General features: G+C 61.2%; 20 protein-coding genes and 3 pseudogenes. 7 read left to right on the top strand and 16 right to left on the bottom strand.

Going from position 1 to position 21458, the window contains the following annotated elements; genetic code table 11:
• Positions 1-727, top strand: a 727-nt coding sequence (locus tag CG471_RS23040; RefSeq protein ID WP_143560263.1) for an ABC transporter permease, incomplete at its 5' end; no start/stop codon positions are given.
• 163 nt (positions 728-890) lie between these two features.
• Here CG471_RS23040 and CG471_RS23035 read toward each other — a convergent pair.
• From CG471_RS23035 to CG471_RS22990, 10 genes are all read right to left on the bottom strand, one after another.
• Complete coding sequence (locus CG471_RS23035; protein WP_099233884.1) at positions 891-1802, bottom strand: S9 family peptidase; 912 nt, start codon at positions 1800-1802, stop codon at positions 891-893.
• 295 nt (positions 1803-2097) lie between these two features.
• Positions 2098-2337, bottom strand: coding sequence for an acyl carrier protein (gene acpP / locus CG471_RS23030; protein ID WP_004206981.1), 240 nt, complete (start codon positions 2335-2337; stop codon positions 2098-2100).
• A 102-nt stretch (positions 2338-2439) separates the two neighbouring features.
• Positions 2440-2739: a polyhydroxyalkanoic acid system family protein gene (locus CG471_RS23025; RefSeq protein ID WP_004206980.1), complete on the bottom strand. Its 300-nt coding sequence runs from the start codon at positions 2737-2739 to the stop codon at positions 2440-2442.
• 14 nt (positions 2740-2753) lie between these two features.
• Positions 2754-3179, bottom strand: a complete 426-nt coding sequence (locus CG471_RS23020; RefSeq protein ID WP_004206979.1) for a PaaI family thioesterase — start codon at positions 3177-3179, stop codon at positions 2754-2756.
• An 8-nt stretch (positions 3180-3187) separates the two neighbouring features.
• Positions 3188-4114 (bottom strand): electron transfer flavoprotein subunit alpha/FixB family protein, encoded by a 927-nt coding sequence (locus CG471_RS23015; protein ID WP_004206978.1) that lies wholly within the window; start codon positions 4112-4114, stop codon positions 3188-3190.
• 115 nt (positions 4115-4229) lie between these two features.
• A complete protein-coding gene (locus CG471_RS23010; protein WP_004206977.1) occupies positions 4230-4973 on the bottom strand; it encodes an electron transfer flavoprotein subunit beta/FixA family protein in 744 nt (247 codons plus the stop codon).
• Between the two features lie 9 nt (positions 4974-4982).
• Positions 4983-5891, bottom strand: coding sequence for a nitronate monooxygenase family protein (locus CG471_RS23005; RefSeq protein ID WP_164523917.1), 909 nt, complete (start codon positions 5889-5891; stop codon positions 4983-4985).
• On the bottom strand, positions 5888-7678 hold the full coding sequence (locus CG471_RS23000) for an acyl-CoA dehydrogenase C-terminal domain-containing protein (protein ID WP_017503705.1): 1791 nt from the start codon (positions 7676-7678) through the stop codon (positions 5888-5890). The genes CG471_RS23005 and CG471_RS23000 overlap by 4 nt, the downstream gene beginning before the upstream one ends.
• Before the next feature lie 45 nt (positions 7679-7723).
• A complete protein-coding gene (locus CG471_RS22995; RefSeq protein ID WP_004206971.1) occupies positions 7724-10075 on the bottom strand; it encodes a 3-hydroxyacyl-CoA dehydrogenase/enoyl-CoA hydratase family protein in 2352 nt (783 codons plus the stop codon).
• The gene (locus CG471_RS22990; protein ID WP_004206969.1) at positions 10072-11208 is read right to left on the bottom strand and encodes a thiolase family protein; all 1137 of its coding nucleotides are present in this window, start codon (positions 11206-11208) and stop codon (positions 10072-10074) included. Before CG471_RS22990 ends, CG471_RS22995 begins: the two co-directional genes overlap by 4 nt.
• A gap of 282 nt (positions 11209-11490) precedes the next feature.
• On the opposite strand from CG471_RS22990, the gene CG471_RS22980 reads away from it, so the two are divergent.
• The 5 genes from CG471_RS22980 to CG471_RS22960 all read left to right on the top strand — a co-directional run bounded on the left by CG471_RS22980 (position 11491) and on the right by CG471_RS22960 (position 16319).
• Complete coding sequence (locus CG471_RS22980; RefSeq protein WP_099233883.1) at positions 11491-12135, top strand: DUF3422 family protein; 645 nt, start codon at positions 11491-11493, stop codon at positions 12133-12135.
• 211 nt (positions 12136-12346) lie between these two features.
• Positions 12347-12751, top strand: coding sequence for a DUF2147 domain-containing protein (locus CG471_RS22975; RefSeq protein ID WP_026109759.1), 405 nt, complete (start codon positions 12347-12349; stop codon positions 12749-12751).
• 32 nt (positions 12752-12783) lie between these two features.
• Positions 12784-14091: an OmpP1/FadL family transporter gene (locus tag CG471_RS22970; protein ID WP_099233882.1), complete on the top strand. Its 1308-nt coding sequence runs from the start codon at positions 12784-12786 to the stop codon at positions 14089-14091.
• Positions 14091-15767 (top strand): long-chain fatty acid--CoA ligase, encoded by a 1677-nt coding sequence (locus CG471_RS22965; RefSeq protein ID WP_017503286.1) that lies wholly within the window; start codon positions 14091-14093, stop codon positions 15765-15767. Before CG471_RS22970 ends, CG471_RS22965 begins: the two co-directional genes overlap by 1 nt.
• 81 nt (positions 15768-15848) lie before the next feature.
• A complete protein-coding gene (locus CG471_RS22960) occupies positions 15849-16319 on the top strand; it encodes a MerR family DNA-binding transcriptional regulator (protein ID WP_017503287.1) in 471 nt (156 codons plus the stop codon).
• A gap of 59 nt (positions 16320-16378) precedes the next feature.
• Here CG471_RS22960 and CG471_RS22955 read toward each other — a convergent pair whose 3' ends face one another.
• The 5 genes and pseudogenes from CG471_RS22955 to CG471_RS22935 all read right to left on the bottom strand — a co-directional run.
• Positions 16379-16651, bottom strand: coding sequence for a hypothetical protein (locus tag CG471_RS22955; RefSeq protein WP_099233881.1), 273 nt, complete (start codon positions 16649-16651; stop codon positions 16379-16381).
• A gap of 281 nt (positions 16652-16932) precedes the next feature.
• Positions 16933-17664: pseudogene (locus CG471_RS22950) on the bottom strand (DUF4158 domain-containing protein); the annotation flags it as partial.
• 4 nt (positions 17665-17668) lie between these two features.
• Positions 17669-18106, bottom strand: a pseudogene (locus CG471_RS31010) (recombinase family protein); the annotation flags it as partial.
• A gap of 16 nt (positions 18107-18122) precedes the next feature.
• Positions 18123-19276 (bottom strand): IS3 family transposase gene (locus CG471_RS31485; protein ID WP_234831533.1). Its coding sequence is split into 2 segments (ribosomal slippage): positions 18123-19018 and positions 19018-19276, totalling 1155 coding nucleotides; the frame shifts between segments, so codons are not numbered across the junction.
• 63 nt (positions 19277-19339) lie between these two features.
• Positions 19340-19495 (bottom strand): annotated as a pseudogene (locus CG471_RS22935) (recombinase family protein); the annotation flags it as partial.
• Positions 19496-19757: 262 nt separating this feature from the next.
• On the opposite strand from CG471_RS22935, the gene CG471_RS30315 reads away from it, so the two are divergent.
• Complete coding sequence (locus tag CG471_RS30315; protein WP_163000228.1) at positions 19758-20183, top strand: pesticin immunity protein; 426 nt, start codon at positions 19758-19760, stop codon at positions 20181-20183.
• 868 nt (positions 20184-21051) lie between these two features.
• Here the strand turns inward: CG471_RS30315 and CG471_RS31480 are convergent.
• Positions 21052-21458, bottom strand: a 407-nt coding sequence (locus CG471_RS31480; RefSeq protein ID WP_257211660.1) for an integrase core domain-containing protein, incomplete at its 5' end; no start/stop codon positions are given.

Below are 21458 nucleotides of genomic sequence, written 5' to 3'. Positions count from 1 at the left end.
CCCGCCGCGCCCCACGGGCGCCGGCGGGGCGGCGAGCGATCAGGCCATGGCGCAGGGCGCCCCCGCCCGCCCTGCCCTGTCGCTCGTTCAGCGCCCGCTGTTCAACACGCGCGAAGGCTATGGCAGCACGGTGTTCCCCGGGGTCGGCTTCCTCATCATTCACCAGACCCTGCTGATGGGCCTGACGATGCTCGCCGCCACCCTGCGCGAGACACTGGGACGCTTTCGTCTGCCCTCGCGCACCCTTATCGGAATTGCCCTGGCCTTCTTCGTGATCGGCTGGGCCGACGTGGCCTATTATGCGGGTTTTGTGTTCTGGTTTCAGGACTATCCCCGCGCCGCCGGCTCTCCTGGCGCCTTGATCGTGGGCGGCAGTTTGTTCGTGGGCGCGACTGTGGCGGCGGCGCTTGCGCTGGCCAGCCTCTTCCGGACACGGGAACGACCCCTGCAACTGTGGATGGGCACGTCGCTCGCCATCTTCTTCCTCGCGGGTCTCTCCTGGCCGGCGGAGGCGACGCCGGCCTGGCTGGCGCTCCTCGCGCGCCTCCTGCCAACCACCGCGGGCATTCATCTCATGGTCGGGCTCAATCAGATGGGCGCGAGCCTTGCCGAGCAGACGCGGGAGGTGCTCAACCTCGCCATCCTCATTCTGGTCTACGGAGGCCTGGCCTGGTGGCGCTTCACGAAGATTTCCGCGCCGGACCTTCAGCCTCTCAAGCCTGACTGACGCCTCAATGGAACGAGATCGTCAGGGGCACCCCAAGTGCAACCCTCTCGCCCCGGCCGACGCGACCTTGGCGCAACCCAGGGGGAGGTGTTCGAAGCGGACCTCTGCAGGGCTTCATCAGATAGAGATCACCGAGATGGGGATAAACCGGAGGCTGCCTCGACTATTGCTCTGCTTTCGCCGCCGCGAGGATCGCGGCCTCTACCGGCGCCCAGGTGGGGTCCGCAGGCGAAAGCATGTTGAAGTGGCCCGCATTCTCCAGGGTGATCACCGTCGCCTTATCGCCGGCCGACTGTGCGGCTGCTGCATAGGCTTGCGCGGCTGAAGGCTCCAGCACGACGGAAGCGACCATGAATTGAGGCACGGCCAGAGGCAGCCATTCGATCGGATTTGCCTGACGGTAGCGGCCCGCCTGTGCGTCAGGAGCGCCCCCGAACAGGTTGACGAAGATCGGGCGGCCGCAAATAACCTTGTCGAACCCGTACAGGGTTCGCAGGTCGCCTGGGCCGTCGATGGCGACCGCGGCGGAAACCTTCAGTGGATCAGCGCCGCGGACCTCGCTGTCGGCAGGCAATCTGGGACGGGCCGCCAGCCACAGGGCAGCGTGGGCGCCGGCCGAATGTCCCACCGTCACCACATGCTTCAGGTCCAGAGGCTGGGTTCGTGCCAGCACCCTCAAGTGATCGAGCGCCGCTCCCCAATCCTGGAAGGTCCCAGGCCACCCGCCGCGGGTGTCACCAACCTGTCGATACTCTATATTCCATGTCGCCACGCCCTTGTCCGTCAAGGCGCTCGCCAACGGCGCCGTGCCTGCCAGTGTCTCATAGCCTTTGGTCCAGCAGCCACCGTGAATGACCATGACGACGGGAAACGGGCCAGGACCTGCAGGCAAGCGCAGTTCACCGATCTGCAGAGGATCAGGACCATAGGCCTCGACGAGCGTCGGAGCGGTGACGGGAAGGGCGTGGAGTTGGGGCGGTCCGATCAGCGCATGTTGGTTATCCGACGGCGTCTGCGCCCAAGCGGTGCTCGTGACAATCAAGACTGTAGCCAGGCCTAATGAACGGTATCGCATGATCTACCTCTTTCATGCATCTTCCCGCTCCGACGTTACCAGCCAGTTCGTCAAATGTGAGAAGACAGCGATTCGTCATTAGATAACATGGTTCGCTATATTCTTTTCGGAAACACCATTCCGTCATCGAGTGGGCAAAGCGATAGATGAAATCCCGTTTCTGGCGCAAAGCATATGGCGGCTATGCGCGATCACGGTAGCCTTGATCATGGAAGTGATACGTCAGGCGACCAAAGAGCTATCTAGATTTCATTGTCGTCGTGAATTGCGGTTTCAGAGGATCGTGGGTTTTATCTCACTTGGCTATCCATGCTTCGACCAGCTTGACCGCATCCTCTACTGTTTTGACCTCACCGGCGGCTTCATCCGGGATAGTGAGTCCGAATTCGTCTTCAAGCGCCATCACAACTTCCAGCACATCGAGACTATCCACGCCGATGTCATCGTAGAAAGACGAAGCAAGGGCAATCTGATCCGGATAGACGCCGAGCTGACGGCTAATGATCCTGAAAACTCGGGGAGCGATTTCTTCCATCACAAAGCCCTCGCGCGGACACTATCGGCTAGGAAACAGGGCAGATTCTCGTAAACTCAATCATCGCAGAGCAACGATATTGTCCTGCGGCCAGTAAATTCATCATGCCTTGCTGAGCATTTTCTCGGCGCTCGTTTTCACAAAATCCGAAATCTGTCCTGACATCATTTTGAGGAACAGCGGTACGCTGACGTCGCCGCGAATCTCGCTATCCTCAATGTCGAGTTGCACCGGGATATTCTGCCCCATCGCCCCGATGACCAAGTGTAGTGCGTAGTCCGATACCCACTCGGAACTGAGCGAACCGCCTCCCGGGATATGCGCTGCCAGCTTGGGCAGGCCGGCCTCGATCCTGCTCTTCGCTTCGATTTTACCAAGGCTGTGCGGGATAACGACTTCCATATCTTCTTTCCTGTTCAGGCCGCCCGATCGACGAGCAGCAAGGTCGATGTCGCGGAGGCATAGAGTTTGCCGGCCATGTCGATCAGACGCGCCTCGGTATGCGCCACCCTCTTGCCCATCGACACCACCTGGCCGATTGCACGGACCATCCCGACCCTGTCGGTCAAGGGCGCATGATAGGCGACCTTGAGTTCGAGCGTGACGCAGTTGATGGGCACTTGGGCCGCGGAGTTCGCCGCGATGCCGCAGGCCGAATCCAGCAGCGTCGCGGCATAGCCACCATGGGCGATGCCCATGAAATTGTAGGTCTGCGAGGTGGGCGTCGCGACAAAGACGACCTTCCCCTCCTCCGCCTCAAGCAGATCGATGTCGAACAGGTCCATCATGGGCGGCCGGGTGCCAGCCGCCATGAACTGTTCGATCTCTTCCAGACCGGTCATCGCTTACCTCAAAGCTTTTCGGTCAGTTCAGGAACGATCTTGAAGAGGTCGCCGACCAGGCCGATATCGGCGACCTGGAAGATGGGCGCGTCCTCATCCTTGTTGATCGCGATGATGGTCTTGCTATCCTTCATGCCAGCAAGGTGCTGAATCGCACCCGATATGCCGACGGCGACATAGACTTCCGGCGCCACGATCTTGCCGGTCTGGCCGACCTGAAAATCGTTGGGCGCATAGCCAGCATCGACCGCCGCGCGGCTTGCGCCCACACCCGCGCCCAGCTTGTCGGCCAGCGGATCGATCACGCCATGAAACTGCCCGGCCGAGCCCAGCGCTCGCCCGCCCGAGACGATGATTTTGGCCGAGGTGAGTTCCGGGCGCTCGGACTGGGCGATCTCGGCACCCACGAAGCTGGAAAGTCCCGCATCCGTGCCCGTCGCAGCCTCGATACTGGCCGAGCCACCCTCGCGGGCCGCCTTCTCGAAGGCTGTGCCACGCACCGTGATAACCTTCTTTGCATCAGACGACTGGACCGTCGCGATCGCATTTCCCGCGTAGATGGGACGCGTGAACGTGTCAGCGCTTTCCACCGACAGGATGTCGCTGACCTGCATCACATCAAGCAAGGCCGCCACGCGCGGCGCGATGTTCTTGCCATTCGAAGTGGAAGGCGCCACGAACGCGTCATAGCCGCGCATCAGGTCCGCGACGGCCGGCGCGACATTCTCGGGCAAAGCGTGTTTGAACGCCGCATCGTCGAACGTTACGACTTTGGCGACACCCGCGACCTTCGCAGCAGCCTCGGCCACGCCGCCGATGCCCGCACCGGCAACCAGCAGATGGACCTCACCAAGTTTGGCAGCGGCGGTGACGGCCGATAGCGTCGCATCCTTGACCGACGCATTGTCATGTTCAACCCAGACGAGCGTATTCATAACTTATTCTCCGAGAAATCCGCCCCCGCTTCATCTCTGTGCGCACAGGATGAAGCGGGGTGCGCCGTCACTTGCATGGGAGAGGTTCGGCAAGTTCGGCGCGTTTGAAAGTTTATCAAATCGCCATTTCCTTGAGCCTGGCGACCAATTCATCGACGTCGGCCACCTTGATGCCCGCCGAGCGCTTGGGGGGTTCGGTCACCTTGAGCGTCTTGAGGCGCGAGGCGATCTCAACACCGAGATCGGCCGGCGTCTTCGTCGCCAGCGGCTTGGATTTGGCCTTCATGATATTGGGCAGGCTCGCATAGCGCGGTTCGTTGAGACGCAGATCGGTCGTCACGATCGCCGGCAGTTTGAGGCTTACGGTCTCCAGACCGCCATCCACCTCACGGGTCACCGCGACAGTCTCGCCCGATACTTCGACCTTGCTGGCGAATGTGCCCTGCCCCCAACCGAGAAGGGCTGCCAGCATCTGGCCGGTCTGATTGGCATCATCGTCGATGGCCTGCTTGCCGAGGATCACCAGGCCCGGAGCCTCCTCGGTGGCGATGGCCTTCAGGATCTTGGCGACGGCGAGCGGCTCGACCTCATCGTCAGTCTGGACGAGGATCGCGCGGTCGGCCCCCATGGCGAGCGCGGTGCGCAGCGTTTCCTGCGCCTTGGCGACGCCGATCGACACCACCACGATTTCGGTCGCGACTCCCTTTTCCTTGAGGCGGATAGCCTCTTCGACGGCGATCTCGTCGAACGGGTTCATCGACATCTTCACGTTCGCCAAATCGACGCCCGTCCCATCCGCCTTCACGCGCGGTTTCACATTATAATCGATAACCCGCTTGACGGGCACAAGCACCTTCATGGATCAATCCTACTCTGATTGTAATGCCGCCTGATATTCGGCAATGAGTCTCTCACAGATGGATCGGGCCGGTTGGACGGCAGTGGTAGCGCCGACACCGTGGCCTGCCGACCAGATCGTCTTCCAGGCCTTGGCCTCCTCCGAAACCGAAAGCGCGCCATGTGGCTCAGGGAGAGTCGCGGCTTCCAGCGAGGGCCGGAGAAAATTGGCCCCGACGCCGGTGACCCGGTCCGTATAGACGATATCCGCTGGTCCGGCCCCGATCACCATGTCTTTCTGTGCCGGCGAGGCGAGACTCTCTTCCGACGCGATGAAGTGGGATCCGATATAGGCAAGATCGGCCCCCATCATCTGCGCGGCCGCGATCTGGTGGCCGCGCGTGATGGCGCCGGAAAGCGCCAGCGGCCCCTGGAAGAAGCGCCGTATCTCGTCAACCAGTGCGAACGGGCTCATCGTGCCGGCATGTCCCCCCGCGCCGGCAGCGACCGCGATCAGACCGTCGACGCCAGCTTCGAGCGCCTTTTCCGCATGACGCACGTTCGTCACGTCGTGAAAGACCAGCCCGCCATAGCCCTGAACCACCTGGACAAGATCCGCGACGGCGCCGAGCGAGGTGATGACCAATGGCACATGGTGCCGAACGATCAGTTCCAGATCGGCGTCGAGCCTCGGATTGCTCTTATGGACGATGAGGTTGACGCCGAAGGGCGCCGCTCCCGGCATGGGAGCCAGCCGCTCCTCGATTTCATCCAGCCATTCACCGAAACCTTGACTGGTGCGCTGGTTGAGCGCCGGGAAAGTACCAAGCAGTCCCGCCTCGCAGCAACTGACGACAAGGTCCGGTCCCGACACAAGGAACATCGGCGCAACGATGGCTGGAATGGCCAGCCGCTTTTCGAGGCTTGCCGGAAGCGTCAAAACACGTCGTCTTCCAGCGCCATCAGCGACTTCTTGCCCGCCTTGATCGCCAGGAAGCTGGCGGTCGCCTGAGGCAGGATACGCTCGAAGAAGAACGTCGCCGTCTTGATCTTGGCATCGTAGAAGCGCTTGTCCTCGCTGCCGAAGAAGAGCTGCAAGCCTGCGATCTTGGTCGCCTTGGCAAAGCAATAGCCCATGGCCACCAGGCCCATCAGACGCAGATAGTCCGCCGACGCCGCGCCCGCCTCTTCGGGATCCTTGAGCGCCCGCTGCGCGACCGTGGCCGTCGAAAGCTGCAGCGCCCCGAACGCCTTGGCGAGCGCCTCGATCATCGGCTTCATCGGTCCGTCGACGTTGTTTTCCTCGATGAAGGCCGACACCGGGTGGAAGAAGCTGCGCAGATAGCGGCCCATATGGGCGCCGAGCTTGCGGCCGACGAGATCGAGCGCCTGAACGCCGTTCGTCCCCTCATAGATCATGGTGATCCGGGCATCGCGGGCATATTGCTCGACGCCGCTTTCGCGGATGTAGCCGTGGCCACCATAGCATTGGACCGCAAGGTTCGCGCTGTCGAACGCAAGGTCGGTGAAGAGCGCTTTGACGACGGGGGTCATGAGCGCAATGAAGTCACTCGCACGCTGGCGCACTTCGGGTTCGGGAGAATGTTTTTCCGCGTCCAGGGCGCGCGAGACCCAGGCCGAGAGCGCCCGGCATCCCTCATTATAAGCCCGCATCGTCATCAACATGCGGCGAACATCGGGGTGAACGATGATCGGATCGGCTGCCTGATCGGGATATTTGGGTCCCGAGAGCGCCCGACCCTGAATACGATCTTTCGCATACCAGGCCGCCGCCTGATACGCCGCCTCGCCCACACCCAGGCCCTGGATGCCGACGGAGACACGCTCCGTGTTCATCATCGTGAACATGGCGGCCATGCCCTTGCCAGGCTCACCGACGATCCAGCCGATCGAATCATCGAAGTTCATCTGGCACGTCGCCGACGCCTTGAGACCCATCTTGTGCTCGATCGCGGCGCAGGCGACGCCGTTCGATTGACCGGGAGTACCGTCCTCCCTGGGCAGATATTTGGGGACGAGAAACAAGCTGATGCCCTTCACGCCCTTGGGGGCGTCGGGCAGGCGGGCGAGCACGAGATGGATGATATTCTCGGTCAGGTCATGCTCACCGGCGGAGATGAAGATCTTGGAGCCGGTGACCTTGTAGCTGCCATCGCCCTGCGGGACCGCGCGGCTGCGCAGGAGCCCGAGATCGGTACCGCAATGAGGCTCGGTCAGGCACATCGTGCCGGACCACTGGCCGCTCACCATCTTGGGCAGGTAGGCCTGCTTGAGCGCGTCACTGCCATGGCCCTCGATCGCAGTGGTGGCACCATGGGTGAGGCCCGGGTAGAGGCCGAAGGAGAGGTTGGACGAGCAGATCATCTCCTCGACCAGCTTGTTGACCGCTTCCGGCAGCCCCTGCCCACCCCATTCCGGATCGGATGCGAGCGCGGTCCAGCCACCTTCGGCGAACTGCTTATAGGCTTCGGGGAACCCCGCCGGCGTCCGCACGACGCCGTTTTCCAGATGACACCCCTCCTCGTCGCCCGACCGGTTGATCGGCAACAGGACGTCGCGACAGAAGCGCGCCGCCTCCTCGAGGATCGCATCGGTGAGATCCGGTGTGAACTCCGACAGTGCGGGAATATCCCCGAAGCCGTCATCGGCATGGAGTTCGTTGAGCACGAAGCGCATGTCGCGCAACGGGGCGTCATAGACTTGCATATTTATATCTCCTGACCGGTCGGCCATCCGGCCGCCGGCCGCCAATCAGTTACGCAGCGGCTTGCCGGTGACGAGCATCTGCTCGACGCGCGCCTGGGTCCGCGGGTCGCGCACCAGTTGCATGAAGGCCTTGCGCTCGAGCGCCAGCAGATCCTCTTCGGTCACGATGTCGATGAGATCCTTCTCGCCGCCCGTCAGGACGTCGGCGAGCGCGCCGGATACGACACCATCATAAGATGTGGCGAGGCCACGGGCCTGGAAGCCTTCGACAGCCATCGAAAGAGCGGACTTGCCTCCCGCGCCAGGCAAGCGGAATTCCGGAGCCACAGGCGGTTTGTAACCGTCGGCCAGTTCCAGTGCCTTCGCCTTGGCGTCCGCCAGCAGACGGTCCCGGTTCATCGTAATGCCGTCCGAGGGACGCAGGAAGCCATGCTCCTTCGCCTCGGCGGCCGACTTTGCCACAGTGGCTGTCGATACCGTCTCGAAGACCTTGGCTACGGCCGGCATCGGCCCCTTGGGCATGCCGGGACTGGAGCGCCAGCGATCGATCATTTCACCGCATCCGCCCCAGCCAGGGATCAGACCCACGCCGCACTCGACCAGACCCACATAGCTTTCGGCATGGGCCTGCACGGCATCACTGTTGAGCAGGATCTCGCAACCGCCGCCCAATGCCATGCCGGCCGGAGCGCTCACGACCGGGAACAGCGCATATTTGAGCGCCTTGTAGGCCTGCTGCCCGCCCGCGACGAGCTTTTCGATCTCGCCCCATGCCGCGATGTTCAGTGCGAACAGAGCAAGACCGAGATTGGCGCCGGCGGAGAAATTGCTGCCCTCATTATAGACGACGAGCGCCTTGAACTTGTCCTGCACGACCGGGATCGCCTGACCGATCAGCTTCATCACATCGCCGTCGAGCGCGTTCATCTTGCCGGTGAACTCAAGGCAGGCAACGCCGTCGCCGACATCCCAGAGTGCCGCCGAACCATTTTTGAGGATCGGCTGGCTATGGAGCTTGATGTCTTCCAGCAGCAGCACGCCCTCGGGCCGCACGACATCATGATAGTCGCCGGCGGCATCGAGATATTGCCGACGGCCGTCCTGCACCCGGTAGAAAGGCCGATCTCCGGCTACCTTGAGGATCGCGGGAACATCCCGCCCCTCGGCGGCCAGCCGTTCGGCGAGCTTGCCCGGCCCGAGGCGATCGATCAGTTCGAACGGCCCGAACTTCCAGTTGTAGCCGAGCTTCATCGCGTCATCGATGCCGACGATGTTGTCCGCAGCTTCACCGACCAGACTCGCGGCATAGGAAAGAACCTTGCCGAGAATTTCCCAGGCATAGGCCCCGACCTTGCCGGGCGCAGCAACCAATGCTGCCAGGTCCTTCTCGGCCCGGCCCGGCAAGGAAGCCGGCTTCACCGATACGCGATATTCGCCGGTCGCGAGATCGAGCGCTTTCTTGGTCTTCGTCGCCTTGTCGAACGCGTAGAAACCGCCCTTGCCCTTCCGCCCGGTAAAGCCTTCCGCGATCATCCTGTCGACGAGCGGCATCGGCCTCACCGTGTCGAAATAGGCGTCACCTGCCGGCAGCGTCGAGGACAGGCTCTTCGTGAGCAGCGGCATGAGGTCGACGCCAACGAGATCGACAAGGCCGAAAATGCCGGTCTTGGGCACGCCCATCGGCTTTCCGCCGATCTGGTCGGCTTCCTCCACCGTCAGCCCCTGGTCCATCGCGGCATTGATCGCGACGGCCAGCCAGTAGGTACCGATGCGATTGGCGATGAAGCCCGGCGTGTCCCGCGCCGGCACGATGCGCTTGCCGAGCTTTCGATCGACGAAATCCGAGACGCGCCTCGCCACAGCCGTATCAGTGTCGGGGCCGGTCACGATTTCGATGAGCCGCATGTAGCGCGGCGGATTGAAGAAATGGGTGATCAGGAAGTCCTGTTTGAACTGATCGTCCCGCCCCTCGACCAGATGGCCAAGCGGAATCGTCGAGGTATTGGACGATACCGCCGTGCCCGGACGCTTGAGCTGCTCGAGCTTGGCGTAGAGCGCCTGCTTGATGTCGAGCCGTTCGACGATCGCCTCGACGATCCAGTCGCATTCGGCCACCCGCTCGAGATGGTCGTCGATATTGCCCGTTTCAACGAGCTTCGCCGCAGCCTTCGACATGAAGGGCGCCGGATCGGTCTTCAGCATCTTCGCGACCGCACCCTTCGCCACGGCGTCACGATCGCCGCCCTCCTTGGGCACGATATCGAGCAGCAGCACCGGCACGCCGGCATTGGCGACCTGCGCTGCGATGCCGGCGCCCATGACGCCTGCGCCGATCACGCAGACCTTTTTGATGGTTTCCGGCGGGGCGCCGACTGGCTTGATGGCCTGCTCGCTCATTCCGCCGCCTCCAGCACGGTGGCGATGCCCTGACCGCCGCCGATGCACTGGGTGGCAAGCGCATAGCTGCCGCCTTCGCGCTTCAGCAGAGCCGCGGCCTTGCCCACGATCCGCGCACCGGTCGCCCCCAGAGGGTGGCCTATCGCGATGGCGCCGCCGTCCAGATTGACCTTCGACTGGTCAAGCCCCAGGTCGCTGATGCAGGCCAGTGACTGGCTCGCAAAGGCTTCGTTGAGCTCGACAACGTCAAGCTGGTCCACACTGAGCCCCGCCCGCTGCAGCGCCTTGCGCGAGGCCTCGACCGGTCCGATGCCCATGATCTCCGGCTGGCAGCCAGAGACAGCAACCGACTTGATGCGGGCAAGGATCGGCAGTCCATGCGCGCGCGCATAATCCTCGCTCGTGACCAGGATTGCGCTTGCGCCATCGGTCAGCGGCGAGGACGTTCCCGCCGTTACCGTGCCGTCCTGGCTGAAGGCCGGCTTCAGCCCGGCGAGGGTTTCCGTCGTCGTGCCGGCACGTGGCGTGCCATCCTTGTCGACCACGCCCGCCTTGGTCGTGATCGGCACGATCTCGGCCTCGAGCTTGCCGGCCGCGATAGCCGCGGCCGCCTTGTCCTGACTGGCGACCGCAAAGGCTTCCTGCTGGGCACGGGTGATCTGATATTTGGTCGCGACATTCTCCGCCGTGTCGCCCATGCCCATATAGGCGGCGCTCTTCTTCGCGAGCTCGGGGTTCGGCAGCGGATTGAACCCCATCATCGGCACGCGGCTCATCGACTCCACGCCCGCGCAGATGAAGGCCTCGCCGGCGCCAAGCTGAATCTGGCCCGCAGCGATGTGGACCGAGCTCATCGACGATCCGCAGAAGCGATTAACGGTCATGCCGCCGACAGAGAGCGGCAGGTCGGCAAGAAGACCGATAAGGCGCGCGATGTTGAAGCCCTGCTCGCCTTCAGGAAAAGCGCAGCCCAGCACGATATCCTCGATATCTTCGGCCTTCACGCCGGTCTGCTGAATCAGTCCGCGAATGACCTGAGCGGCCAGATCGTCAGGGCGGACGCGCGCCAGCGCGCCCTTGCCTGCCAGGTGAAAGGGGGACCGGGCATAGCCCGCAACAACCACATTACGCATCGATGATAGCCTCTCCAGGGAATCGGACATCTGATTACCTAATGGTGCGTGAAATGACGTTTACGTCAACTAAAATCTTTGGCACTCTTCTCACGCCGTCGAGGGAATCGTCATGCACCGGTTCCCGGGAGGCTTGATATCGGAGGTCTTGGCCGAGGAACGTACGGATGCTCGCCAGTGAAAAACCGCGCACTCTCATCCCGGCGATGATGCTCGCGCCCGTCTTATCGACGGCTGCGCCTCTCCCCAAGCGCCACTGCACCTGTTTTCGAAGGCGCACACATGCGATTTTCTGAGCATCCCCTCCGGCGTCAGATCGTCGGCGAAATGCATCTGCGCCGTTTTCCTGCACTCGAATTGCCCGCCATGGCATTTCAGACGGTTCGCCTGGTCGATGAGAATGACCGGGAGAAGGAATGGCTGATCCTGGAGCAGCGATGTGCCTCTGGACTCGATCGCAACCTGCGCCACCTGGAAACGGAGTGGTCCGCCAACGGGCGGCTGGCCTGGGAAAGGCACAGTGAAGCGGTCACCACGACGCTAACGTCAACCTCGGTCAGCGCGGACGCGCAGTTCTGGTCTGCTCCCAACGTCGGCCCCTTCAGTGATACCTTGCAGTGGATGGAAACGCTGCCGGGCCTGGTCATCCGCGCAACCCACATCGTCGTTGTGGCGAACGATAGCTACGCCGAGCCGGTTGTCGATCGGGCCGACTTCCATCCGGGCCATCTCGTCTCCTGCATCATCGGGGATAGCGTCCGGATCTGGAGCGACTTTCGCATTCACGCCGGCGGCTACGGGCGCCTGGTCGTTGCCGCGAACGGGGCGGCTGACGGCGAAGTGTCGCGTTCCATCCAGCGCATTCAGGAACTGGGCAATTATCGCAATCTTTCCTTTCTTGAAGGCACGCACAGATCAATAGCTTGACGGCGTCACACACGAACACGCCCGAACCCTGACGACGGGGCCAGCAGCGCCTGACCCCTCCAATTCGCACACAACCTAATAGGCATTTTGATGACGCATTGAGCTATTGACTTACCTATACGTCATCTAGATGGTTATGGGACGCTGATTTGCCGCATATTGGCTCCAGACGTGAAACAGACGGTCGCCTGAAGGCGCGCGGAGAGGAACAATGTCGATCATTCTGACACTACTGGCTTCGAGCACTGCATTGCCCGCCGACACCGTTGTCGGTCGCTGGCAAACCGAGAGCCGTCATGGCGTCGTGGAAATCACCCGCTGCGGGCAATCGATCTGCGGTGCCTTGATCAGTTCCGACGGGATCAAAGCCAACCCCGAACTACGTGACGAAAAGAACAAGACCGCTGCGTTGCGCGGTCGTCCGCTTCGTGGATTGCAGATTCTGCAGGGTTTTACGTGGAAGTCGGGCAGTTGGTCGGGTGGTTCCATCTACAACGCTGAGGATGGCGGTACATACAGCGCAACGGTCACGTTAGCCGATCGGGATCATTTGCGCCTCAAGGGCTGCATCGTCTGGCCCCTGTGCAAGACGCAGACATGGACGCGCCTCCGATAAGCACGAGGAATTTGACAATCACGAAAGGGGAGATGGGCGTGGCAGGCAAAAATTGGAAAGTTGGGATCGCAACATCGGCCGTGGCGGCTGGATTGCTCGCGCCGCAAGCCGCGAGCGCGCAGGCCTTTTACCTTCAGGAACAATCGTCCAGAGGTGCCGGACGAGCCTTTTCGGGCGAGGTCGCCGACCAGGGCGTACAGTCCCTCTGGTGGAATCCGGCTGCGATCGCAGGCATGGAAGGAGTCGATGCCCACCAGGCCGTAAACGTAATCCTTCCCAAAGGGTCGGTTGACAATGTCAACACGCTCATTGTCCGTCCCGGGCAGTCGGCTGCGGCTGTAGGCGGGAGCCAACGCTCTCGTGATCCGATCAATAATGGCGTACTACCCTCCGGCGCGATAGCCGTCGGCCTGACATCACGGCTCGCTTTGGGGCTGACCGTCGCCTCCCCTTATAGCTTCACAACCAATTATGATGCCGACAGCTGGGCACGGTATAGCGCCGACAAGACCAAGCTGCGAACATACGACATCCAGCCATCGATCGCCTACCTCGTTACGCCAAATCTCAGCATCGGCGCCGCGCTTAATATCGAATATGCCGACGCATCATTGTCCAACTATCTGCCGAACCTATCGCCTCTTCTCGCCGACGGCCACCAGGAGCTGAAAGGCAATGGTTGGGATCTTGGCTGGTCGGCCGGGCTGCAATATCGCGCCGGCCCCATGCAACTGGGCGCCAGCTACAAGTCGAGCGTGAAGCATAATCTCGACGGTTCGGTGACGACGACCGGTCTTCTTGGTCCGCTCGCCGGGCAAAACAGCGTAGTGAATGCAAACGCCACGTTCGAGACCCCCTGGCAGGCGATCTTCGGAGCGCGCGTGGCGGTGTCGCCCAAGGTCACCCTCAACGGTCAGGTGACCCGCATGGGTTGGTCGAAATTCGACGCTATCCGGCTCGGCGCGCCGCTCAACGTTTCAATCCCGGAAAATTACCGGGACACTTGGAGCTTCGCAGGCGGCATCGATTACGCGGTCACACCAGCCTGGACCGTTCGTGCCGGCGTTCAACACGCCCAGACCCCGACGCGCAACGGCAATCGGGACGCTCGAGTGCCTGACAGCAACCGTTGGAATTTCGCTGCCGGCACAAGCTATGCCGTGTCTTCCCGGTTCACGCTCGATGCGGGCGCAGCGTATATTACGTTCAAGGATACGACTATTGATCGCACGACAGCGGCCTATGCCGGCACGGCCGTGCAGACGCCGATCCTGATGGACGGCAAGCTCGAGGACGCGCACGCCGTCGTGCTGTCGCTCGGCGGACGTTTCCACTTCTGATGCTGGAGATCGCCATGCCCCAGCCCGCCATCAGCGCCTTCCCGTCGATACCGGAACCGGCAATTCCGCCACGGCTCCTGACCGACCTCCTCGACAATGCGTTGAACCTTTATCCCGAACGCGTCGCCATCGACTTTCTCGGGCGAACCTGGACTTATGCGCAGGTGGGGCAACTCGTTCGCCGTGCAGCACGTGGATTGCAGGATCAGGGGCTGCGCAAGGGCGATCGGTTCGGCCTGTGCCTGCCGAACTGCCCCTATTTCGCGATATTGTACTTCGCGGCGCTGCGCGTGGGTGCGATCGTGGTCAACTTCAACCCGCTCTACACGGAGCGCGAACTGGAGCATCAGATCCGGGACTCGGGAACGCGCATGATGGCGGTACCGGACGTCCGGATAATCCACGAGAAAGTGCAAGCCGTCGCGCCACGTGCCGGGCTGGACAAGATCGTGTTGTGCGGCATGAGGGATATGCTGCCCTGGCTGCAAGGCCTGGGCTTTGCGCTATTCAAGCGAAAAGACCACGCGCGGATACTCGACGAAGGCCTTCATGTCCGGCTCAAGGCGCTTCTCGCCCATGATGCCGAACCTGACGCGGTAGAACGTCACCCTGATGATGTCGCGGTCCTTCAATATACCGGAGGCACAACCGGCGTGCCCAAGGGCGCAATGCTGACCCACGCCAACCTCACGGCGAACAGCGCCCAGATGGTGGTGCATGTGGGAGGACTTCGCCCGCAGCAGGAGAGAACTCTCGGCGTCCTGCCCATGTTTCACGTCTTCGCACTCACGACGGTGCTCAACTTCTCAGTCGAAATCGGCGCCGAAATCGTCCTGCTGCCACGGTTTGAGATGAAGCAGGTTCTCAACACGATGAAGCGCAAGCCGCCGACACAGTTCTTCGGCGTGCCTACGATCTATGTTGCCCTGAACGCGCTTCCGGACGACGAGATACCCGATCTCTCGGCCGTGCGCGCCTGTATATCCGGCGGCGCACCGCTCCCGCTCGAGGTACGCGAGGAGTTCGAGGCACGCACGCGTGCCAGGGTCGTGGAAGGATATGGGCTCTCCGAAACCGCCCCGATCATCGCCTGCAACCCGTTGTTTGGGACGGTGAAGGACAATAGCTGCGGCCCAAGTTTCCCCGGCACCATCATCGAGATCCGAGATCCGGAGAATCCCTCGCGGGTTCTTCCCCAGGGAGAACGCGGAGAAGTGTGCGCCCGCGGCCCTCAGGTGATGAAGGGCTATTGGCAGCGCCCTGCAGAAACCAGTGCTGTCTTCGTCGATGGCGCGCTACGAACCGGCGATATCGGCTATTTTGATGAGGATGGCTATCTCTTCCTCGTCGACCGCATCAAGGACATCATCTTCTGTGGCGGATATAATGTATATCCCCGGATCATCGAGGATGCGGCCTACCAGCACCCGGCGGTAAAGGAGGCGATCGCAATCGCGATTCCTGACGCCTACAGAGGTCAATCTCCCAAGTTGTTCATCGCGCTGCACGAGGGATCGAACCTGACCGTCGATGAACTCAAGGTCTTTTTGCAGGATCGCCTCAGCAAGATCGAGATGCCCAAGGCCTTCGCATTCCGGGACAGCCTGCCCAAGACGTTGATCGGCAAACTTTCGAAGAAGGATTTGATCGAGGAGGAGAACAAAAAGCTCGCCTGAGCCTCTATCCCCTGTCAAGCTACGAGGCTTATGCGCTTGAGTGGTAGGGTAGCCGTGATTGGAGGACAGGGAGTGGATGGCATGGGGAACTCGCTCCACCTCGCCGAGGACGATGAAACGCTTAAGGACGCGGATCGCGACAACCCCACGCACAAGGGGAGAACCCGCGCAAAGGATGCGGATTTACAAGTGTACGGCATCCAGGATGTCGCTCAGGAACTCGGACTGACACTTCGCACGCTACGCTTCTACGAAAAGGAGGGGCTTATCGCCCCTCAACGGGTAGGCAGTACCCGGGCATATTCCAGGCGTGAGATCGGACGCATACAGCTGATTTTGCGCGGCAAACGCCTTGGCTTCTCCATCAAGGAAATCAAGGAGTTTCTCGATCTCTACGATGCCGATCCCGAGCATAAGGAGCAAATGGAGCGATTGATTGCCCGCATCCGGGAAAGGTTGGTCGACTTGAAGACGCAGCGCTCTGCGCTCGACCTGACAATCGACGAGCTTACAACCATCGAAGTGGAAGCGATGGCAAAGTTGCAGCGATAATTTGGTCATCCCATTCTCTAACCGAGCGGTAACGCTTGATCGCGGCGCCCCCGATCCAATCAAGCCGTCAAGCGACGAGCGCCGCGCCGATCGCTAAGGCCGCCCCAGAACCGCGCCATGATCATCCAGGCGATGCCCGACGCGGTCATCGCCCCGCCGACCTGCCATGGCTCGAGGCCAAGCGCGCGCGCGATGGGGCCCGCGAGCGCCACGAACGACATCATCGCCATCGAGCAGACGAAGGTCTCGAACATCAGTGGCTTCATGCTGAAAGCGCCTGATGCTTCCTCCCCCACTTGTTCGTCGCCTGTCGCTGTCGCAGCTTCGGTCATGCTGCTTCGTCCCGTGATGCGACCGGCGAACGGCCACCATTCCAGAGCAGCGCCGTCGAGACGGCATAGACAACGAGCCAGCCGAGGTTGAACGCGGCGCCGTCAAGCCAGGTGTGCGCCGGCTCGGGCAGGATGCGCGCGATCAGCATGCCGATCGCGACCAGCGAGACGGGATTGGCCAGCGCTGCGAACCAGCGTGGCCAGGCGGTGCGGCCCAGCGCGATGACGATCCCGAGGAGCAGCAGCGCCAGGCCCAGCGTCACGATCGGCATCAACCAGGCGATGAGCAGGACAGGCTCCAAGCCGATTGCCCGCAATGTGGACAATCGCTCGAGAATTTCCGCGAAGGCACGTCGTCCCGGTCTACCGGGTGGTTGGCGGATCCAGGCAAGAATGCTGATGCGGCCTGCATTGTGCTGCAGCAGCAGCGAGTCCAGCAGGCCGCATTGCACTGAAGTCAGACTTCCCGTCAGCAGGTTGCCCACGTTCCGCTCGGCATCTAACAGAGCTTTGCTCACCATGCGTTTCAGGGACGTGATACCGGGCACGATTATCTGCCGGCGGCGGAATTCTTCCATCAGGATCCGCGCGAGATCGATTCCACCGGTCATGGTCAGTGCGATCGGCAAGAGCCAAGCCTGCAGTTCTGCATGGATCGGACGGCTCAATTGCCGGAAACCGAATACCTCGCGCAGCGTATCGAGTTGCTCATACCGGGTGGGACCACGCGTGGCATAATCGGCAAGCGCGTCCGGCTCGACGCCGAGCTGATCCCCGACGAACCTGAGAGGAGCATCAGGGATGAATTCGCCGGGTTTCAGCAATCGGCCAGGATATCGCAAGGCGCAGAGCTGCAGCGCAAAACCGAGGCGGTTGTGGGGACGCCTCCGGCTCGTGAAGACGCGCAGATCTGCGGAACTGAGCGTCCAGTATCGCACCAGATCTGGCTCGCTCTCCGGCAAGGCGAACAACTCGGCGTGTTGCGCCTCGGTCAGAACAGAGCGGCGGGGCATCGGGTCAGGCCTTGACCGGTCCCGTCCAGCCAATGCGATCGAGCGTGCCGATGAGGGTCGATCGCGGCAATGATCGGCACACCGACGCCTTGCTTGCGCCGGCATCGAGGGCTGCCGTGATCTGCTCGATCGTTTCCGCGTCAATGCTGGGCGGCCGGCCCCCGCGCCGGCCCCGTCGTCGAGCTGCGACCAAGCCTGCCATCACCCGCTCACGCGTGAGCGCGCGTTCATATTGGGCGAGCGCGCCGAAGAGCGAAAACAGCAATTCACCATGGGGCGTGCTTGTGTCCATCTGCTCCGTTAGCGATCGGAAGGCCACACCTCGATTTTTCAGATCGGTTATGATCGCCAGAAGATTGGTCAATGATCGCCCGAGACGGTCGAGTTTCCAAACGACCAAGGTGTCGCCGGCCTTCAGGAATTCGAGGCAAGTGACCTGCCCCCCGGCGGTCCCTCGATCATAACGAGAGTCTTGCGGTTGAATATTCCGGTATGCTCGCCTGCACAAGCGCGCCGGGCGTGATGCTATCGTCCTGCACGAACGTCCGACGCGCTTGTGCAGGCGTTCGATTTCCCAACGATGAGTGGGGGCGAACATGGTTGTAGTCGTAGCGCCAGATGGCCAGCTTCCGGCGGGCGTCAGCCAAGCTGTCGAACAGCTCCTCGTTGAGCAGCTCATCGCGCAATGAGCCGTTGAAGCTCTCGATGAAGCCGTTCTGCTGGGGCTTACCGGGATCGATGTAATGCCACTCGACCTTGTTCTGGCTGGCCCATTGCAGGATCGCCCGGCTCGTAAATTCAGTGCCATTGTCACTGACAATGCAAGCAGGTTTCCCGTGCAGGCGAACCAGCGCATCCAGTTCGCGCGCCACCCGAGCTCCCGAGATGCTGGTGTCCGCGGCCAAGCACAGGTTCTCCCAGCAGCAATCATCGTTGATCGCCAGAATCCTGAACTTGCGCGACGCACCAAACGTATCGGCGACAAAGTCCATCGACCAGCGGTCACCAGGACGAAGTGCTCCCGGCACCGGCGTCCGGCTGCCTCGGGCGCGCTTGCGGCCGCGTCGTCGGCGTATAGACAAGCCTTCTTCCCGATATAGCCGGTAGAGCTTCTTGTGGTTCATGCTCATGCCCTTGCGCTCCAGCATGACGCCGATCCGGCGATAGCCGAACCGACGGCGCTGCCCAGCGATCTCCCGCATGGCTTCGCGGATCGCTCCGTGGTCCGGCGGGCGTTCGCGCCTGACCGTCTTGGGATCGACGCCAATCAGCACGCAGGCCCGACGCTGTGAGACCTGGTAGTCCCGCATCACGCCGAGCGCCACGTCGCGCCGCTGGCCCGGCGTCGTCAGCCTTTTCCCAGCAGGTCCTTCAGGATCGCGTTGTCCAGCATGCTGTCGGCCAGGAGCCGCTTCAGCTTGCCGTTTTCGTCCTCCAACTGCCGCAACCGGTGGGCGTCCGATACCTCCATGCCACCGTACTTCGCCTTAAGCTTGTAAAAGGTCGCCGTGCTCAGGCCGTGCTTGCGGCAAACCTCCACCGTCGGAAGTCCGGCCTCCTGTTCCTTGATCATCCCGATGATCTGCGCCTCGGTAAAACGGCTCTTCCTCATGCGTCTGCTCCTTCTCGTGGGCAGACTCTACATCAGAATGAGGGATCCTTCGGGGGGCAGGTCACAAGCCTTCAGGCCGGGACGATCATCCCGGGCGCCCGATGCCTTGTCGGAATAGAGATGGCGCTCATCGACACCTGCGGCGAGGAGGGCATCGCGTTGAAGGTCAACCGACTGACGGTCATCGACCGATGAGACACGCATGTACCCGATGAGCATGTGCGACAAACCCTGAAATTGATGTTGTCGCGCACTAGATCAAAGCGACAGGGTTTGTCGTGCAAAATCAACCATGGTTGTCGAGGCGTAGCCTGGTTGCGATGCTACCCTGTCGGAAAACATGTGATTTTCGATAGAGCGACAAGCTACCGGTCAGCCATCGATCAGGGGTAGCCCGTCACAAGTTATGGGTTTCGCTTGAAGACGGACATGACAATCGCTTAGGATGCAGTCCATCGTAAATTCGGCGAGAGTCAGCACCATGAATACGATCAAAATGTTAGTGAGTGCGACTCTGTTAGTGCCTTCTACTTCTGCAATTAGCGCTGTTGATCCTAGCCCTGTTGAAAGCGTCATAGATAGACTCGATCTGACGAGTTTCCCCAATTCTATTGGGCCTCGGCGCGTGGCAGAAAAGAAAACCTTCTCCGAATATGGATTCATCGTAATTAAAAAGACCGCGAGCGGCGCATATTTGGAGTTAGATTCGCATCGCTGGGAAATGTCTTTTAATGTGTTGTCAGCGAAAGATGGCCGGATGACGGTTTGCTTCGGTGATCGTGCGCTAGGGGGCGGAACCTACAATGCTCTGTCCGCTCTTTCTCTGTCGAAAACGACAGATGGCATGTGGATTGCTAAGCAACTAAAGGGCGGTTTGCCGAACTGTCGCAACAAGCCAGAGGTATGATTTAGCATACCAACGCATGACTGCTAATTGGCGTGCGCCTAAGCTAAACATATGGAGTAAATTGTAGATTCGGCCTGACGGAAAGCTTATTAACCACAAACAGACGATAGCCGCCGCCTACCGTGTGTTTTCCGACAAGGCGAGGCCTGGCAGGCGGCGCTAGGCTTTGGCCGTTAGAAAACGGCCGCCTTGGGTTGGTTTATAAAGTGAATGTTGGACGGGCGAGTACGCTAGCCAACAGGCGTTCTTTCGGGCTCAAATCTTAACGCAATTTTCAATGCAGATGGCGCACTATTCCCGCCGCCATGACTTTAGGCAGTTGGGATGAAGAAAAATTATGCTGGCGATCTCAATCGCCGAGACCGACGAAGCGTAAACGATCCAAGCGATTTTTCCTTGGCTCATTGCCGCAATCGTGTCCGCCGCTCGTCCCAATTATTCATATTGCCCATCACCGTGGCGGAACCATGATAATCAATCCTTTCAGACAGATCGCCCAAAGTTCGGAAGCTGTTCTGCTGGAGCAGTTTGCCAGTCTGCGAACGCAGATTCCGCTAATGTATGCGCTTATGACAGTGAATGCCGCATTCTTGGCATTCGCCACATATGGCGACGTCCCCAATAGTCACAGCATCGGCGGCGCAGTCGTGCTCTGCCTAATCGTTGCCATTCGTGCGATCGTGTGGATTGCCCGCCCGGCAACCGCTGTTAGCGCAGCGAAGATCAGAGGTGGCCGGGTTGGTCTGAACAGGGATCGGCATGGGATAAGTGGATCGTCTGCCGGTTTCGTGATCGAACTGCCGATATGGGGCGTCAAGGAGGGAGGGCGTAGCCCGACCGGAGTGACGCCCCATATCGGCGGCCAATTTCATGCTGCCATCGCCACCGGCAGATTGTCAAAATATGTCTGGTCCGGGGTCCTGGCGCCGAGGCTCGAATGCGGCCTCTTCGCGTTGTAAAAGTTCAGATAACGACCGATCGATGCCCGGGCTTCGCTGACTGCGGCGTAGGCGTGGAGGTAAACCTCCTCATATTTCACCGAGCGCCACAGGCGTTCGACCACCACATTGTCGCGCCAAGCGCCCCGACCGTCCATGCTGATGGCGATTTCCTCGCGCAGCAGCACGCTGGTGAAGGCGAGCGAAGTGAGAGGTGGCCGGGTTGGTCTGAACAGGGATCGGCATGGGATAAGTGGATCGTCTGCCGGTTTCGTGATCGAACTGCCGATATGGGGCGTCAAGGAGGGAGGGCGTAGCCCGACCGGAGTGACGCCCC

The organism is Sphingobium sp. IP1 (assembly GCF_002708645.1).
Lineage (GTDB): Bacteria > Pseudomonadota > Alphaproteobacteria > Sphingomonadales > Sphingomonadaceae > Sphingobium > Sphingobium yanoikuyae.
Note: the sequence above shows the minus strand (reverse complement) of the source record. Positions and strands in the feature narration are given on the sequence as shown.

Coding starts and splice junctions, on each gene's coding strand:
- CG471_RS23035 (WP_099233884.1), bottom strand. CDS start 1,802: ATGCGATACCGTTCATTAGGCCTGGCTACAGTCTTGATTGTCACGAGC.
- acpP (WP_004206981.1), bottom strand. CDS start 2,337: ATGGAAGAAATCGCTCCCCGAGTTTTCAGGATCATTAGCCGTCAGCTC.
- CG471_RS23025 (WP_004206980.1), bottom strand. CDS start 2,739: ATGGAAGTCGTTATCCCGCACAGCCTTGGTAAAATCGAAGCGAAGAGC.
- CG471_RS23020 (WP_004206979.1), bottom strand. CDS start 3,179: ATGACCGGTCTGGAAGAGATCGAACAGTTCATGGCGGCTGGCACCCGG.
- CG471_RS23015 (WP_004206978.1), bottom strand. CDS start 4,114: ATGAATACGCTCGTCTGGGTTGAACATGACAATGCGTCGGTCAAGGAT.
- CG471_RS23010 (WP_004206977.1), bottom strand. CDS start 4,973: ATGAAGGTGCTTGTGCCCGTCAAGCGGGTTATCGATTATAATGTGAAA.
- CG471_RS23000 (WP_017503705.1), bottom strand. CDS start 7,678: ATGCAAGTCTATGACGCCCCGTTGCGCGACATGCGCTTCGTGCTCAAC.
- CG471_RS22995 (WP_004206971.1), bottom strand. CDS start 10,075: ATGAGCGAGCAGGCCATCAAGCCAGTCGGCGCCCCGCCGGAAACCATC.
- CG471_RS22990 (WP_004206969.1), bottom strand. CDS start 11,208: ATGCGTAATGTGGTTGTTGCGGGCTATGCCCGGTCCCCCTTTCACCTG.
- CG471_RS22980 (WP_099233883.1), top strand. CDS start 11,491: ATGCGATTTTCTGAGCATCCCCTCCGGCGTCAGATCGTCGGCGAAATG.
- CG471_RS22975 (WP_026109759.1), top strand. CDS start 12,347: ATGTCGATCATTCTGACACTACTGGCTTCGAGCACTGCATTGCCCGCC.
- CG471_RS22970 (WP_099233882.1), top strand. CDS start 12,784: ATGGGCGTGGCAGGCAAAAATTGGAAAGTTGGGATCGCAACATCGGCC.
- CG471_RS22965 (WP_017503286.1), top strand. CDS start 14,091: ATGCTGGAGATCGCCATGCCCCAGCCCGCCATCAGCGCCTTCCCGTCG.
- CG471_RS22960 (WP_017503287.1), top strand. CDS start 15,849: ATGGGGAACTCGCTCCACCTCGCCGAGGACGATGAAACGCTTAAGGAC.
- CG471_RS22955 (WP_099233881.1), bottom strand. CDS start 16,651: ATGACCGAAGCTGCGACAGCGACAGGCGACGAACAAGTGGGGGAGGAA.
- CG471_RS30315 (WP_163000228.1), top strand. CDS start 19,758: ATGAATACGATCAAAATGTTAGTGAGTGCGACTCTGTTAGTGCCTTCT.